Annotated in this window: 15 protein-coding genes; 1 reads left to right on the top strand and 14 read right to left on the bottom strand. The window is 47.6% G+C overall.

What is annotated here, in order from left to right:
• Nucleotides 1–88 precede the first annotated feature (88 nt).
• From BM036_RS16500 to BM036_RS16445, 13 genes are all read right to left on the bottom strand, one after another.
• Nucleotides 89–2,137, bottom strand: coding sequence for a phage portal protein (locus BM036_RS16500; protein ID WP_091854386.1), 2,049 nt, complete (start codon nt 2,135–2,137; stop codon nt 89–91).
• A gap of 31 nt (nt 2,138–2,168) precedes the next feature.
• Entirely contained in the window at nt 2,169–3,497 is a 1,329-nt protein-coding gene (locus tag BM036_RS16495) for a collagen-like triple helix repeat-containing protein (protein ID WP_091854384.1), read from the bottom strand.
• Between the two features lie 57 nt (nt 3,498–3,554).
• The gene (locus BM036_RS16490) at nt 3,555–3,950 is read right to left on the bottom strand and encodes a phage tail assembly chaperone (RefSeq protein WP_143066633.1); all 396 of its coding nucleotides are present in this window, start codon (nt 3,948–3,950) and stop codon (nt 3,555–3,557) included.
• A 13-nt stretch (nt 3,951–3,963) separates the two neighbouring features.
• Nucleotides 3,964–6,087 (bottom strand): collagen-like domain-containing protein, encoded by a 2,124-nt coding sequence (locus tag BM036_RS16485; RefSeq protein WP_091854383.1) that lies wholly within the window; start codon nt 6,085–6,087, stop codon nt 3,964–3,966.
• 17 nt (nt 6,088–6,104) lie between these two features.
• Nucleotides 6,105–6,461: a hypothetical protein gene (locus tag BM036_RS16480; RefSeq protein ID WP_091854381.1), complete on the bottom strand. Its 357-nt coding sequence runs from the start codon at nt 6,459–6,461 to the stop codon at nt 6,105–6,107.
• 76 nt (nt 6,462–6,537) lie between these two features.
• Nucleotides 6,538–7,146, bottom strand: coding sequence for a sigma-70 family RNA polymerase sigma factor (locus BM036_RS16475; protein ID WP_091854379.1), 609 nt, complete (start codon nt 7,144–7,146; stop codon nt 6,538–6,540).
• Nucleotides 7,146–7,271, bottom strand: a complete 126-nt coding sequence (locus BM036_RS20450) for a hypothetical protein (protein ID WP_281247035.1) — start codon at nt 7,269–7,271, stop codon at nt 7,146–7,148. Before BM036_RS20450 ends, BM036_RS16475 begins: the two co-directional genes overlap by 1 nt.
• Nucleotides 7,272–7,310: 39 nt before the next feature.
• Nucleotides 7,311–7,562, bottom strand: coding sequence for a hypothetical protein (locus BM036_RS16470; RefSeq protein ID WP_091854378.1), 252 nt, complete (start codon nt 7,560–7,562; stop codon nt 7,311–7,313).
• Between the two features lie 48 nt (nt 7,563–7,610).
• Nucleotides 7,611–7,931, bottom strand: a complete 321-nt coding sequence (locus tag BM036_RS16465; RefSeq protein ID WP_091854375.1) for a hypothetical protein — start codon at nt 7,929–7,931, stop codon at nt 7,611–7,613.
• Nucleotides 7,932–8,303: 372 nt separating this feature from the next.
• Nucleotides 8,304–8,585, bottom strand: a complete 282-nt coding sequence (locus tag BM036_RS16460; RefSeq protein WP_091854374.1) for an MbcA/ParS/Xre antitoxin family protein — start codon at nt 8,583–8,585, stop codon at nt 8,304–8,306.
• A 37-nt stretch (nt 8,586–8,622) separates the two neighbouring features.
• Complete coding sequence (gene terL, locus BM036_RS16455) at nt 8,623–10,176, bottom strand: phage terminase large subunit (RefSeq protein WP_091854372.1); 1,554 nt, start codon at nt 10,174–10,176, stop codon at nt 8,623–8,625.
• Between the two features lie 12 nt (nt 10,177–10,188).
• Nucleotides 10,189–10,725: a terminase small subunit gene (locus BM036_RS16450; RefSeq protein WP_091854369.1), complete on the bottom strand. Its 537-nt coding sequence runs from the start codon at nt 10,723–10,725 to the stop codon at nt 10,189–10,191.
• Nucleotide 10,726: 1 nt separating this feature from the next.
• Nucleotides 10,727–11,251, bottom strand: coding sequence for a RuvC family protein (locus tag BM036_RS16445; protein WP_091854367.1), 525 nt, complete (start codon nt 11,249–11,251; stop codon nt 10,727–10,729).
• A gap of 429 nt (nt 11,252–11,680) precedes the next feature.
• Here BM036_RS16445 and BM036_RS16440 point away from each other — a divergent pair, with 429 nt between their 5' ends.
• The gene (locus BM036_RS16440) at nt 11,681–14,146 is read left to right on the top strand and encodes a hypothetical protein (protein ID WP_143066632.1); all 2,466 of its coding nucleotides are present in this window, start codon (nt 11,681–11,683) and stop codon (nt 14,144–14,146) included.
• A gap of 49 nt (nt 14,147–14,195) precedes the next feature.
• Here BM036_RS16440 and BM036_RS16435 read toward each other — a convergent pair whose 3' ends face one another.
• Nucleotides 14,196–15,401, bottom strand: a complete 1,206-nt coding sequence (locus tag BM036_RS16435; RefSeq protein ID WP_091854363.1) for an ISL3 family transposase — start codon at nt 15,399–15,401, stop codon at nt 14,196–14,198.
• Between the last annotated feature and the right edge of the window lie 102 nt (nt 15,402–15,503).

Genomic DNA, 15,503 nt, shown 5'->3' with positions numbered 1-15,503 from the left:
ACTCGTTTATAACATTATAACATATAAACAAGTAAAAACAAATTAAATGCAATAGTTATTTACTGTTTACCTGTGACGCTTAACAAGCTCACTCGAAACGCATTGAGCATCTACAATTCACACGATCTGCGACGGTTGTCTGCTGGTCACATGGATACCTTGGAGACCCGCCTAGCTGATTTGAGAAGCGCTCATCAATACCGACACGCTCTCCTGACCTTGCGTTGTGAGCATCTCTCGCACCGCCTGAGGTCATCCAAATTTTGAACCTTGCGCCCGCTTCTTCTGCTGCTACTTGCTGTCCCATGCTTGATGCAGTGCCTGTCAGGGTGCGAGCGATTGCTAAAGACCGCTGGGGACCAAAAGCGTGATTTTTGCTGAGTCTGTCTTTGAGCTGCTGCACAGTCTCTCGATTCTCACGACTTACCTGGACTTCCTGCATGATCAAGGCGGTGGTCGTGGCATTGATAAAAGCCAGCTCGCCCAGAATGATCTGCTCTTCTTCCAGCTTCGAAAGGATCTGCTCAAAGATGAAAGGATCATTTCTGAGCTGCATAGACTGAGAGCGCTTCGACATCACGACCTGCTCACCGGCTTCCGCTCCGCACATGCCGAGGGCAGTCGAGATGATCGAAATATGGCTCTCAGATAATTTCTGAAGGTTTTCCCTCACATCATCTTCTGAAATCGACGAGAGAGCGCTGTCATCGCTGAGTAAGTAATCGAGCTGTTTTGTGAACAATTTATCCCACAATGGCGCTACTTTTTCGGATGCGTATTTTTCTCTGCGGTCTTCTTCTTCTTTGACTTGATCTTGGTCCGCTCCGCGCAGGGCCAGGTTTGATAGCGTCCAGTCTTGCCTGAATTCCTGTCGTCGCCTTTCAATTTCAGGCGAAATCTGGGGCTTTTTTGAGGATCTTGACTCCTCAGCGGGCTTGCCGTCTTTGAAGAGAATTTTTGACCCACCGAAAGGCACATCCCACCCTGGATATTCCTTTAGGCCCAATTCAAGTCTTTCGTTGATAACGCTCATTGGGACGCCCATTTCCCAGAACTTGTTCGCTCTCTCGATCTTGCTGTCTTGGCTTTCTCTTAGAGCTTCGACACCCGAGAGGTCTGCGCCGATGTATTCGCCATTTCTCAATTCATCTCGCAGAGCGTTATTGAGCGCATCAGTGATCAGGTTAAGGCAGGGCAGTACTGTGTCTTGCCAAAACATCCGCTTTGCTTCGCTGACGTTGTTGTAGGAACTGGAATCAACAGAGCCAGCGATCTGCGGGGGTACTCCGAAAATCCCCAGGATCTCGTCCCGGTTCCACTTCCGAGAGTTCAGAAAGTCCATCTCAACTTGAGTCAATCCAAGCTTTGTGATGCTTGCTTCTTGTCCAAAGACCAACGGCAACCCCGCATTTTTAGAGCCTCTGAACTTGCTGATAATCGACTTTAAAATTGACTTCTTTTGCTGATCGTCGAGCTGTCCTTTCACGCTGATAGCGATGTCAGGGTTGCCCCGGTTTTGCATTAGGGATTTGTTCCAGTTCGCTTGCTCCACGTCCAGATCCACAGCCTTAGCCGCAGCACGAAGAGGGGAGAGGCCACGGAGTGGATCAGCCGGATCCTGCATGCAGATGCGAATTACCGACTCGGGAGTAAACTCAGAGCTAGTCTTTCGTGAGCCGTTTGAGTAGATCTCGTAATTTTCGATTAGGCCCTGATGGCTCTTTGATCCCACTGGCGCGATGCGGTCAGGTGAGATCGGCCACAGCCACTTCATGTCACCAGAGCGATTCTGACTACCAGTTCTAACTTTTTGCAGATAAGCAGACCCACCGAGCTGCAACCAAGCGGCCATTAACTTCATGATTTCAGACCGGCTCAGCTCCTCGTGCGGATTATCTAAAAGCTTAGAGATAGGGTGATCCCAAATCGCCTGGCCATCTTTGTTGTAGACAACCAAAGGAGGCGTAGCCACAGCCCCAGCAATTTTCGAGACAGCGATATAGACCCAGCCCGATGCGTGCATGCCTTCTCGTACGCTCTTGAGCACAGTGAAGTCCGACCACTTGGCACGCGGCATCATGGAAAAGTGCGTATCGACTGAGCTTGCCATGTTCCTTTTTTCTAATTCGTCTGTCATTTTGCTGTCTCTTTATTTTTAGATGCTATAGTTACTTTGCGCGGATATAAGGCTTTGCATTTCCGACGTCAGGCATTTTCGGCGTGAGCTTAAGAGCGCCTGTTACTGTCTTCTGCACGTACAAAAGCACCGCACGTTCGATGTTGTAGTACCATACGATAAGCTCTGATTTTTCAGCGTTATAGACTGCGTGCGAGTAGTTCATGCTGCCGTATTCCGCTTTGATAGTCGTGAGATCGAAAAGCTGAGTCAGTGATGAGCCGTCTTGCGTCTGATAGATAATGCCCTGATCCAACACCAAGAATTTGTCCTCTACAGCTACTAGTGAACGCTGATTGCCCGACATCGTACCTTTCACATTATTCGCTATAGCCGCTCGGGTCTTTATATCTACGAGATCGAGCCCGTTTGATAGACCGACAACTGCGAGCACATCATCTTTTATGTCAGCGTATGAGTAGCAGTAGAGCGTGTAATTTGGTGGTGTCAGACCGCTAAAGTAAGTGCCAAAGCCGGAAAAAACATCATCCGCATCTTGAGCGACACGAACAAAGCCATCACCCCAGGTTAAAAGATAATCGCCAACCTTTCTTAGGTTCATGCCGTAGCCTGAGATAGTGCTTGCATACCTGAAGTGAAAAAGGTCAGTCGTCACATAAAATCGAGATCTGCTTGAGTCAGACACGAGTATGACAAGATAGTCTTTGTACCACTCCGCTTTGATCAACGTCGTAGCGAAAGCGGGGCTGATATCATCAATTGTCACTGTGTCATAAAGCGTAATTTCTGGGTTCGCAAAGTCCTTAATCTTCTGAAACTTCGAAATCTTCACCGCCTCGCTTCCGCTGTATGTGTAGCGGTAGATAAGAATGTCGTAGTTAGATGAGCAGCACGGGCCTTTCACGAAACAGTACTGAGAAGAGTAGTCGGGGAGACCAGTGATGTGAGATGACTTCATCACCCCATCTTCGCTATAAAAGAGCACGGCACGAGAATTGTTTCCAACCGAAACCCAGCAATCGTCTAACTCGCACATCGAATTTTGATTGCCTACATCGACTGGTGCGATTGTATCTGAAAGCACTGACACAGAGTCGAGAGCGTAGCTGTAGCCGAACGCATGAAGGCCACTTTCGATCAGCTCAGGGTATGCGGTCTCGTCGATCTGAGAGCCGTCGCATGACAAGTAGTCAGAGCCGGGGTGCTGGGCAAAGTAAGACACCTGGCCAACAATCGATCCACCTGCCGCACCTCGCTCGCCTTTTGGCCCTTGGTCACCCTTGGGGCCTTGATCACCTTTGTCGCCTTTCTGACCCTCGATAACAATTGCTGGGCCGCTTTCTATGACTACTTCGCTCATGTAAAAATCCTTTATATCGATATCTTATTATAACAAATAGATATATTAAATGGAATTCTAATTATTAAATGGAGGATCAGGGAAGACCACGTCGTCGGGGCTCTGGAAAGTTTCCGGAATGTCACGAAGTGCCTGCCTGTATTGAGCAATTGACTTTTTTTGGTCTGAAAGATCCAGGGTAGGGTCTATGATCTCTGCATCTTCTGCTTTGAAGAGTGCTGCATCAGCCTCAGCGAACTTCTTTTCACGCTCTGCTCGAATCTGCTCCCATGTCTTTGACCTAAAAGGCTCCACGGCTTGAAGAGAGGCGTCAATATATCTGACCGGCTTCTTGTCCATAATCGCTTTGATAATCTGCTCGTCAGTCACTTTGATATAGTCAAAGCCCGACTTTCCTAGATTTTTTGTTGCCAACCCAACGACAACCCCAAACTTATTGACTATTGCATACATTTTTTATTCTCCATTATTGCGCTTTGATGTACGGGTGCATGTCGCCGTTAGCCACGCCGCTTGGCAGCACGTTTAGGAACTCTTGGATCAGTGAGACCGAGTAGTGCGCAGCGTGATCGCCGTAGGTCATGTAGCAGTGCAGCATCTGTATATTGTTGTCGTATCCCATTACTTGATAAGAAGACCAGCTAGAATATCCGGAATCGTCCGACAGAGATGAGACCAGCGTGGCGGTGCCCAAGTCAGCAGAGACAAAGAAAAGATTTGTGCGAGTCGATGAGTTTGAGTTGTAGGTCAGCACGATAAAGCCGTCTGCTACAGCTGTGACAGCATAGGGCTTTGCGTCATATCCGGTTGCATCGACCATCGGATCACTTTCGAGATATGTGTCGTCTGATGCATTCCAAATCGTCAGTGTTTTTACTGTGTCCTGCACGATGCCCAGCTTGTCTTTGCTAGCGCTATAAGAAAGCTGACTTGGATAGAGGTAGTTATCGACAGAGACGGGGAGCACTGTGTAGACGTCATTTTTGAAATCTGCGAGAGACTCAAAAACCTGAAGTCCAGATTGCGCATTTAGTATCAGACGGGATCCGCAAACAAAAAGGCCGTTTGTGATCGACGACGTGAAAGCCGAAGATCCGTGGTTTGTAAAAGCCGTAAAATCCGAAGAGGTCGCACGAGAATAATTTGGGTGGTAGATGACAAACTCATCTTCATAGATTGCAGCTTCCGGGAAGTTCGAGAATGTCAGCCCGGTATCGACGATGTCATAGACCGAGAGCACCACATCAGAGCCGACAGGGACAGTCGTAGAGACCTTGCCAAGCTTCTGATTTCCAGAGTAATCTGCGCGATATACGACATAGACATAAGAAGGATCGCCGCTCTGAACAAACTTGACTTTATCGGAGTACGTAGAGCCATCTGACAACGTGAAATTTTTGCTTTGAGAATGGTCAGATTTGTGGAGCAGGACTCCGTTGTAGTCGTTGCCCATGTATGCGTAATACTCGTCACTGAATTCTTGCAGAAATCCTTGGGCTGTGCCGGAAAGAGCACTATTATTTAGATAGCTTTGAAAAGTAAGGTCATCAAACTGCGAAGAGCCGGGGTTTACCTGATCCGCTGCAAGCCCTGAAGCCGCCAAATCTGGATAAGCTAAAGGATCATAAAAAGACCCGTCACAAAGCAGCCAGTCAGCACCTGGGCTCTTTGTAAACAACGCAACAGTGCCGACCGGAACACCCCCGCCAGAGGCTTCTAAAATTCCTGCATTGATGGTAGAAGCGTCGGATAGAGTCAGGATCAATTCGCCGTCTTCTGTGATCTCAGCAGCGGTTACAGACACACCATCAGCACCTGGCGATCCATCTGCACCAGCAGGGCCTTGGATACCTTGTTCACCTTGAGGACCGGCAGGGCCTTGAGCACCGTCCGCACCGGCAGGGCCTTCCGGACCTTGCGGACCCGCTGGGCCAACGACTGAGCCAGCATTGACCGTGGATCCATCTGAGTAAGTGATGACAAGCTCGCCAGCCGTGGTGACTTCTGTCGATGTGATCGTAAAGCCATCAGCACCATCAGCACCGTCCACACCAGCTGGCCCTTGAGGCCCTTCAGGGCCGAGGACATATCCCAAGTCTTCTGAAGTGCTGTCGCTATAAGTGACGACAAGACGACCTTCCGGAGTGACAGTACTTGATGTGATCTTTAGACCATCAGCACCCACCGGACCCTGAGGCCCTTCGGGGCCAACTGGACCTTGGATACCTTGCTCACCCTGAGGGCCAGCGGGACCAACTGGGCCTACGTCGCCTTGGTCGCCTTTTAAACCTTGCGGGCCTTGAGGGCCTTCGGGGCCAGTTAAGCCAATCGGGCCTTGAGGGCCAGTCTCACCTTGAATGCCTTGTAAACCCTGTTCACCCTTCGGCCCTACATCGCCCTGTGGACCCTGAATACCTTGCGGACCCACCGGCCCAACCACCTTGCCAGGATTAACCGAAGACCCATCAGACAGGCTTACAATCAGCTCGCCATTTGCATCAATCTCAATAGTGGAAACAGACACGCCCTGGTCGCCTTTCTGACCTTCTATGACAAGAGTTTTCCCTACTTCTATAACGGTTTGTTTCATTTTTATTTGGCTCCAATTCAATCGTTGTCAGTAGCGTCAGGGCGGACGACAAAGCGGTCTTTGTACTGCTCAGGCTGGGGTAAAACGGTGTTGATCTGACCGGATGGCGTGGTCTGCTGGATGTCCCAGTAATACTTCCCAGCCTCTACTTGTGCGGTTAGCTCGTGCGGGATTTTGATGAGACAGATGCCTTCGATGCCGTGGAATTCGGGTACGGTATGGACGACTTGCAGGACAGGGGGTTCGTCCCAATCTTCGACAAGCGTGAAAGTGAAGACGTGGTCTATTATGTCTTGTGCAACGCCGTCAATTTTGAAAGTGAGCAAGATGCTCCAGTCGTCGCCTTGTCGATACTCTCCGAGGATTTCGCTCATTACCCTGTCCGCTTATAAAAATATTCTATGTTATAACATTATAGCATATATAAACAAACAGAGTAAATAAATGGAATTAGAAATGAGCGGCTAGTTTCTGTATCGATTGTTTGTGTAGCTGCGAAATTCTTGCCTCAGTGCAACCCAAGACCCCAGCAATTTCCCGAAGCTTCATACCTTGCGAGTAGCACATCTCCATGACCTTCCTATTCCGTTCCGGAAGGCTCTTGAAAAGATCCAGGACCTCGATATCTTCATACCCACCGCCACTGGTCAGAGAGTTGCTCCATTCCATGTCTTCAAAGCTTGTGAGCGGTTGAGTATCGAGACGCATCTCTCTGACGTCTTCGACTGATACTCCCAAAGCTTCAGAAATTTCAGAATCACTCGGATCTCTGCCAAGCTTTTTGGACAGCTCTGACTCAGTATTTAAAAGCTCATAAGCCGCCTGCCGCACCTGCCTCGGCCTCCAGTCCAACCGCCGCTTCTCGTCGATGATCCGGTTCCTTATCGTATTGAAGACAAAAGCGGGGGACGCAGAGTCCAGGTCATCGATACCGCCAAGAGTTATCAGAGCGATCTGTGTCATGTCGTTATCATCGAGCATGCTGCATCTCTGCGACTGCATGCTCTTGATGACCTGCTTGATGAGTGGCTGGAATTTCTGAAAATTCGCGTTTTTCATCAGTGCAGTGAGTGTCCTTCGATTTCTCTCTGTAACATCTCGATTTCGCTATCAACTTCTTCCAAGAGCTGGTCTAACTGCTCTGATGACATCGCTCGCAATTCTTCGTCAGTGTAATTTTTCATCTTCAATTTTCCTCTTCTTTGATTTATATGCAATATGATTTAGGTTGATAGAGAAGACTCAGCACGCTTGCGAGCAGCCTCGATCTTGAGCCGATTTTTCTCTCTGATGCGCTCATTCTCAGCCTTGATTTTCCGACTCTCTTCTTCTTCTTTTTTTAGCTGCATGATCTCGTCGTGTATGCGCTGCTGATCTTCTTTAATCTCTCGAAGATACTCTAGTACCTCTTCTTTTGTGAGTTCTTTAAATTCTTCTTGGGTCATGTCGAGTAAATCTTTTTTTGTTTCCATCATGCCTTCCTCTTTATATGTAATTGTAAGTGGGGCCGGATCCCCTGATGCTCAGAAAAGTCCTTTTGGCTTAAGCTCACTTGTGCCGTACAGAAAAATGTGTTCCAAGCACTGATTAGCGACTGACTGGCCAAGCTCAGGTGCCCAGGCACCAATGACATAGAGAAGCTCTTCATGAGTTGCACAGCCACCCTTAGCCTCTTCAACGCTTTTTTTGATCTCTGAAACCAGATCGGCAATTTTGTCAGACTCAGGCTTTTCCATTGTGCCATTAGCCGCCTCATACTCTTTGCGACGTTCTTCTCTTAAAGCCTCACGCTCTGCACGACGCTGATCTCTTTCGCAAATATGATTTATTTTATACTGAGCCATTTTCAATTCCTCTTATTTGTTTTTTGTTAAAAGAGTTTTTATTAACTCTATACATACTATTATATCAGTAGTATCACATTTTGCAATCAAATAAACAAAAATAATTATATAGATGGAAAAGTAAATGCCGTCAAATATTGGGTTAGAAATTCCGCATACTTTCGGGCTTTTTTGAAATTCAGATATTGCAGACGATGTAGGTCTCGAAAATCATTACAAAACATTTACAAAATTTTACAAAGATTTTCGCCAATCAGGGTATTTTTGGTTAAAAATCGAGAGAGTATTTTCTATATACATATCAAAAGCATATACGCAAAAACGGGCCACTGTTTACCGGTAAACAAAAAAGGGAAAACAAGGGAAATGGTGTTAGAGAAGCTGTGCGTCGAGGTATCTTCGCACGACAGCTGGCTCATCGATCATAGCTTCCAAAGCCGTCTTTCCATCAAACACCCAATTCTTCTTTCTTATCCAGTCAGCCGCTTGGCGCTCTGTCGGAAAGATGGTGCGAAGTGCTTTGTAGATACCGAAGACATAAGATATGCGCTCAAGGCTTGGCGGGGATCCAGCCAGCTTTTCTCGCTCTTCTTCATCAAGTGTCCAAGCTTCGCATATACGATCAAAGACTTTTAAGGCAATATCTTCTTTCATCTATATAAGCTCCTTCTTCTATATATAGAAGATAGTATCAGTAAAAGTCTTCGAGTTCTTCTTCTAAATCTTTGAGATCAATGTCGTCGTAATCGAGCACAACTGCGAGAGATTGTGTGCGCTGCCATTTGAGAAGCTGTGAAAGGGTATCGACTTGGTCGTCATGCTTGCTCTTCGGAAAGTGTATGACTTCTTGCTCAAAGTCGTAGAGCCAATGAGCTTTCTCAGGGAGCATCACAAGACCAGCTTCAACGAGCGGGCTCTGGTTGCTCATTCGGATGATTTTGTTTGCTTCCGGCTCGATTGCTATTACCGGTAGGCCTTCTTCTCTTGCATCCTGGATCAAGCTCTGACCGCTGGCTTTGTCTTCGATAAGAATTGCATGTGGAGACCAGACCTCTGCGAGATTGATCAGTGTTCGCTTAAGCTCGGGATAGCCCGCACGTCGTCTCCAAACCTCAAGTAAATACCAACGCTTCGAATACTTCCCAAAGACACTGATGACAGACGGGTCGTTGATTTCCTTTGGCTTGAAAGCCGTGTCGCAGCTGAAAACGATCTGTTCGAAATCGACTGGCTGTTCCCCATAGCGACCAAACCAATCAATGCTGACAACTCCCCCCGAGGCGGGTGTAGGCTCTTGCTGCATCTGACCCGAAAAGACGTATGGGTCCGCATCTCTTTGCGCTTCTAACTCTTCTACAGTGTGCTTGAAGGGCCAGAGGGCTTTCTTCTCACCGGTCTCCGGATCTTCTGTCAGTGCAGCCAGCTTGAGATGTGTCCACTTGTCCCCGGTTCCCCCATCAAGCAAAAAGCCGGTCGTGTCTTCCTCATGGAGCCTCTGCATGACAACGATGATCGGGGTCTTTCGAGAGTTAACACGGCTGGCAATCGTGTTCGACATCCGCTTGTTAATGGTCTTGCGGATGGTTGGAGACTCTGCATCACCTGGCTTCAGAGGGTCATCGACAATGATTGCGCCGTAAAAAAGGTTCGGGTCGAGGTCTTCGCCTTTTGCGTCCAAAAAAGACGTGTCGATGCCCAGGGCTTCGAGTTCTTCTAGCTGCTCTTGTGAGATGTCTTCTTGAGCTTCAGAAGCTGTAGAGCCTGCACCAAAGCCCGTGACCGCACCTCCGCTTGATGTGGCATAGACGCCGCCGCCTTGGGTCGTGTACCACTTCTTTTTGGACTTCGCGTCGTCTTTGAGCCGTATGTGGGGCCAGATCTCTTGAAAGGCATCGCTGAGGATTAGCTCTTTTATCCGGCTGGAGTTGTCGAAAGCTAGCTCGTCGCTGTATGAGAGATGGATGAATTTTGCGCGAGGGTTCTTTGCTATCGACCACGCTATAAGCATGATGACCAGCATCTCGGTCTTGCCGTAGCGGGGCGGGATGTTGACGATCAGTCGTAGGATTTCGGCAGCGGTTACTCGGTAGATGTGGTCTTCGATGATGCGGTGATGATCAGAGACGATGAACTTTTGGCCGGTCAGCTGCTTAAAGAAATAGCGCACGAAGAAGAGGAAGTCCGTCTCTAGTTTATGTTTGAGAACGGCTTTGACTCTTGGGTCTTGGATCTGACTTTCGGCCACGATGGATCCCTCTTAGAACTTGTCTTCGAGGGACTTGGAGATGGCGGCGGCGGCTTCGGGGCTGAGGTCGAGTTTGGTTGATTGCTGGATTGGGGTGCCGCCTGGGCCAGATATTTCTGAGCTGCTCTTGTCTCGCCAGTCGAGGAGGTTTTTTGCGACCAGCGCAGCGAAATTCCCTTGATAGCTACCCATGAGGCCGTTTGTTGTTAGCATTTCCTCTTGGGTTTCTTTAGCCATCTCATAAGCGTGTAAAAATTCAGGCCTCAAAAGGCTCCCATCTTCCTTGGTTTCGTGTGCCCAGTTGTGCAGGGTCTTTTTAGTGATGCCGATTTTTCGACAGAATCCTGCAATGGTCGGGAAGACGTTCGCCTTATAGACTTTTTTAGTAGTACCATCTCTCTGCTGGACGTCTGAGTAAAAGCCAGGCTCAACATCGAAATGGTCAATGAGCATTTGAGCGAAACGAGGCTCGTACTTAGTTGGACGTCCTACAGGGTTCGTTTTCTTCTGAGCTGGCTTTTTCTTTGCTGCCGTTTTTCTTGTAGCCATTTCACGCAGCCTCTTTATTAGATGATATTGTATTAAGGTCGTAAAGATATCGAGCGATTAGGATTGCGTCAGAGCGTCCATCTTTAAAGCCACCACGAGGGCCGTAGAGGTTTGCGTCAGGGTATAGCTCCAGACATTTCTCTGCGATCTGCTGCTTCTTCGCTTTGTCTCTTTTAGATTGAGAAGTGCCCTTGGGGAATTTAATTGACCCAAGTCCGAAATGTTTTTGCCACTCTTGTGGTAGGGGCATAATTGGCTTTAGATCGCACATATATAGAAGAGTTAAAGCAGATCCAAAGCCAGCTCCGAAAGAAAACATCGAATTCGCAGAGTTGCCGCCCCGACTTCCGACAAGTTCAATGCACGCATGCTCGCAGTCTTTTAAAGCATTAATGAAAGGCTCTGCCTTTATGTAGTGACTCTTATCAATTTTTGCGCTTGGCATATCTAAGACACGCAAGAGCTGACCGTCTTTATCTAAGACAGCGATTGCTCCTGATGTGCCTGGGTCTATGCCTGCGTACATATAAAAGTCCTTGGATATCTTATTGTTATATTATAACACGCGGAGAGACTCGCAGGCAAAGTAAATGATATACTTGTAGCCTACCCACGCCAAAGACCTGGGATCTTTACGACCGAAGGGAGTAGACCAAATCATGTCAAAAAGAGATGTACAAATATTTTTGAGAAATTAAATTCTATATATTAGTGAATAAATAATTTCCGAGAAAAATCTGTACACATACTCTCCCAAGGGCTAGCAGGGATTTTAAGGACTTTTATGGGTCTTTTTCGCTTCGCTCAAAACATAGCCCAGGGTGGTGCTATGTCTGCCACGTTTAGGTGGTAAGAAAAACTTTCAATAATTTCCAAAATTAGTATTGTGAAAATAAATATAATTTGCTATAGTAATAAATGTGAGTCGAATAAATAATTAAATTTAGGTACAACAATGGAAAAATTAACTATTGCATCTGACTATTCAGAAGAAATATCAAGACTAAAGAAAAGTGTAGCGATAACTAGAGAAGAAATTTCATTCGAGCTTGTTTCTGAAGCTACATATAACGATTTCAAGGCTGTTGATGCTGCGGCAAAGAATAGAGTCAAAGTGACTTTGTCAGATAAATCATCTGTAGATTTTTCAGAGATTGATGACATCCTGGAAAGAGCGCTTGTTCGATTGAGCTATGCAAAAGAGCAGTCTGACAAAGAATACGCTGAGTCAGAGATTGTGAAAATCGTTACTGACAAGTGGCAGCTTACATTTTTTGAAGAAGATATAGAGAAGCTATCTGAAAAAGTGAGCGTGGATAAGATCAAAGAAAAGATCTCAGCTCGTGAAGCAGCCATTAGACTTTCTCACTCCAGCACTTGGACTTTCAATTTTGTGGAAAAATACAATGCCATCTATAAAAACCTAAGTGACATTTCCGAGAAGGTTATTGTCTACGGCGGCCCAATGGCTGGTGGCAAATCTGAAGCTATGCGTCCAATGTACAACCAAGCTGCTGAAGCTGGCGATCACCCAATCCTTGTGACCGGGAAGCGTTCAATTGCATCTAACTTCTTTCCGGACACTCATTCTGATCACTATCAGTCCTCAACTCACAGCAAGCGAAAAGGCGTTGTAAGCGTCATCAATTCACTTGTGAGCGATAAATACATCGAAGACAGAAAGAAGTGCCGGGTTGTATTCATAGATGAAGTTGAAGACCTTTTTTCGCACATTGCCACCGGAACAGTTGGAACTGAGTATCAGCATAGAATCGACGTTATGAGTGCTCTTGAGGAGCTTCTAAAGGGTGCTGACAAAGTCGTAGTCGCTGAAGCTATGATCACAAACATGACGCTTGAGAAGATCTGCAAAATGGCAGGCGGAAAGGCAAAGATCTATAAGACCAGAGATTCTGAAATGCCGACGATCAAGCTTGCGGCAAAAGACGAAACTATCGGTGTCACTCGTGAGCGATTAATCTCCGGAAAGAAAACAGCTGTCTTTATGGATTACAATGCGAAAGCCTTTTCTGACGTAGCTGAAGCTCTATCACACGAAACGGAGAAGACTGTTCTTAAGCTCAACGCGGAGTACTTTGAGAAGTCAGGAAACAGTCTGTCAGACTTGGATAAGATACTCACGGAGTGTGATGCGGCTCTGATTTCTCCGGTCATTAACGCTGGCACATCGATCACTTCAAGCGACTACGATCAGGTTACCTTGCTTGCGGGCAGAACCATTACACCGACAGCCGGTCTTCAAGCTGCGAGAAGATTCAGGGCAGCCAACACAATTAACCTGGCTTTCCGTGGCGGTCGTTCCAGCACCCGCATCACTGACCCAGTTTCTTTCATTTGCTCAATGATTAAGGACTCCGAAAACCCGGTTTCTGAAGCGATTAAGCTTTACGAAGATGAGCACGGAAAATTCCTGGCAGACTATGCGACTGCAAAAAACAAGCAGTTCTTAAACTTCGAGCAGACTCTTGTCATCGCTGCACAGCAGATGGGCTTTAAGATCGAGCGTCCTGTAGCTAATGAGAAAGCTGCTTCGGATGGACAGAAAGCTTCAAAAGCTGGGCGAAAAAAGAATGCCCAGGTTCAGAAAGTTGTAGCTTTTGAAACTTCTGAAGCCCTCGAAAAAGCGAATAAAGAAGGTGTTGACCTTGGCTCTACGGAAGAAAGAACTTTTGAGCAAGAAGTCGCAGGACGAACGATTTCTGGAATGGGTGTTCTTGGGCTGTCTAAGCTCACAGAAGAGGCTTACGACGAAATCTTTGCTATGAATATTGATAAGGTTGTACGTGTTCGCAAAATGCTTTCTGGTAAAGAGGAGCTTGCTTCAAGAATGCAGATTGCCAAAAGCAGAGTCCTGAAGCTTCTTGAAGATGCTGGAATAAACCTTGCGAACTTCTTTGAGTCTCGGGTAACAACAGAAACCGCTGAAGCTGCTTACGATAGATTGATTGAGCCGGTTGCGATCAATGATGAAGCTACTATGACTGGTCTTGAGCTTCTGAAGCTGTTCTTCGATGAATTTGGAACTAACGTAACTGCTAAGTACAAAACTGTTGTAATCAAAAATATCATGCGCGAAATGGGCTACGATCTTGTAGTCGAGGAAAATGGTCGAGACAGATATTACAACGTTTCTGATCTTGTTAAGCGAGTGCATATCGATGACAAGAAGCAGAAGTGTAATATCACTAAAATTTCTGATAAATACACTGGATTCCTAACGCTCAGAAATGACTTTGATTACAACGCATCGCCTGAAACTGTTCAGCTGCTTGTAACGGTCGACGAGAAAAGGCTTGCTAAGAGCATTGAGAACAAAAACGAGACATTCAAGAAGGAAGCGGAAGAGAATGGAGTTAATGACTGGATTCCATCTTTCTCTCCAAAATACAAGACCATATAATCAAACCCTCTGCCAAGGACGGCAATGTAATTTGAGCATAAAAAAAGGTTCATCGCGCTTTACCGGGAAACGCTGCTTTTATCTTTAAGAAGAAGTAGCCGTTATCCCGGTAGCCATACGCCATCCTCTTGATCACCTTGATCTTGTTGTTCATGCCTTCCAGGACGCTGGTGTTCAGGCGGTAGGTCGCACTGGCAACGATCCCCTCTACGTAGCCTTTAAGGCGCCGAGCAAACTGCTGCACGGGCGCCAGCCCACTGCTCATGGCCAACTCCAACCATTCGTTCCAGCGCCGTCTGGCCTCGGCTTCAGACGGGGCATACCACAGTTCTTTGAGTTGGTCTTTCAGCAGGTAAACGGTCATCAAGGGCTGGTTGGCTTGTAGCAACTCTTCCAGCTTCACAGCCTGTTCGGCCTTGAGGTTGCCTCGGTTCCTCAACAGCAACCAGCGACTTCGTTTAACCACCTTGCGCGCCGGTCTGTCATGACGTAGCTGGTTCGCCTGATCAACCCTGACACGGTCGATCACTTCCCGACCGAACTTGGCCACGACATGGAACAGGTCGTAAACAACACGGGCCTGTACGCAGTGGTGCTGGACTTCCAGGTCCATAGCCGTGTTCATGTCCATGGCGACCGCTTCGACCTGGGCGCAAGCTTCCGGCCCCAGCCATTCAAAGAAGGGCCGTATAGCCTGTCGGCTATTACCTTCACCAACCCATAGAACCTGCTGAGTGTCGGCATTGATCACAACGGTGGCGTAACGGTGGCCCTTGAACAGGGCAAATTCGTCCATGATCAGGCGATGTATCTGGCTGCGGTCTGGTTCGGTAACCTCACGGGCAAGCCGATGTTGATCAATGGCTTTGACCGTATGCCAATGCAACCCCAACAGTTGAGCCACATGCTGCACCGGCATCAAGCGGACCAGGGATTCGACCCAGTTGACCATGCCGGCTGTCAGGCGCTGTCGACCGGCCAGCCATCGAATCTCTTCCAACTTGGGGCCACAGGTCGCACAGCGAACACGCCGCACAGGAACCTCCAGCCAGACGCGGTACTGGAACAGGTCACGCTCCCTCACCCGGCGAATAGTCGTGTCATGGATGGCAAGGCAGTGCTGATGGCAACCACTGCAACATGGTTGGTAATCATCCGCAGGATGCAGTCGGATCAGCAGGGACTGAGGAGCAATCTGGGCATAGGAGTCAATCGTGAATCCTTCCCAGAACAGGGCAAGAGGATTAGCATGCATAGTGACGGCGGTGAGTCGATTGGCTTTGTTGTTTTGGCGAACTCAAAACTAACCGGTTTTACCGCCGTCTCCTACTTTTTCACGGTTATCTGCGAAGAACCA

Origin of the sequence: Marinobacter segnicrescens, assembly GCF_900111555.1 — a bacterium.
GTDB lineage: Bacteria > Pseudomonadota > Gammaproteobacteria > Pseudomonadales > Oleiphilaceae > Marinobacter > Marinobacter segnicrescens.
Note: the sequence above shows the minus strand (reverse complement) of the source record. Positions and strands in the feature narration are given on the sequence as shown.

Coding starts and splice junctions, on each gene's coding strand:
- BM036_RS20450 (WP_281247035.1), bottom strand. CDS start 7,271: ATGAAAAATTACACTGACGAAGAATTGCGAGCGATGTCATCAGAGCAG.
- BM036_RS16450 (WP_091854369.1), bottom strand. CDS start 10,725: ATGGCTACAAGAAAAACGGCAGCAAAGAAAAAGCCAGCTCAGAAGAAA.
- BM036_RS16475 (WP_091854379.1), bottom strand. CDS start 7,146: ATGAAAAACGCGAATTTTCAGAAATTCCAGCCACTCATCAAGCAGGTC.
- BM036_RS16470 (WP_091854378.1), bottom strand. CDS start 7,562: ATGATGGAAACAAAAAAAGATTTACTCGACATGACCCAAGAAGAATTT.
- BM036_RS16440 (WP_143066632.1), top strand. CDS start 11,681: ATGGAAAAATTAACTATTGCATCTGACTATTCAGAAGAAATATCAAGA.
- BM036_RS16480 (WP_091854381.1), bottom strand. CDS start 6,461: ATGAGCGAAATCCTCGGAGAGTATCGACAAGGCGACGACTGGAGCATC.
- BM036_RS16460 (WP_091854374.1), bottom strand. CDS start 8,585: ATGAAAGAAGATATTGCCTTAAAAGTCTTTGATCGTATATGCGAAGCT.
- BM036_RS16445 (WP_091854367.1), bottom strand. CDS start 11,251: ATGTACGCAGGCATAGACCCAGGCACATCAGGAGCAATCGCTGTCTTA.
- BM036_RS16465 (WP_091854375.1), bottom strand. CDS start 7,931: ATGGCTCAGTATAAAATAAATCATATTTGCGAAAGAGATCAGCGTCGT.
- BM036_RS16500 (WP_091854386.1), bottom strand. CDS start 2,137: ATGACAGACGAATTAGAAAAAAGGAACATGGCAAGCTCAGTCGATACG.
- BM036_RS16495 (WP_091854384.1), bottom strand. CDS start 3,497: ATGAGCGAAGTAGTCATAGAAAGCGGCCCAGCAATTGTTATCGAGGGT.
- BM036_RS16435 (WP_091854363.1), bottom strand. CDS start 15,401: ATGCATGCTAATCCTCTTGCCCTGTTCTGGGAAGGATTCACGATTGAC.
- BM036_RS16490 (WP_143066633.1), bottom strand. CDS start 3,950: ATGTATGCAATAGTCAATAAGTTTGGGGTTGTCGTTGGGTTGGCAACA.
- BM036_RS16485 (WP_091854383.1), bottom strand. CDS start 6,087: ATGAAACAAACCGTTATAGAAGTAGGGAAAACTCTTGTCATAGAAGGT.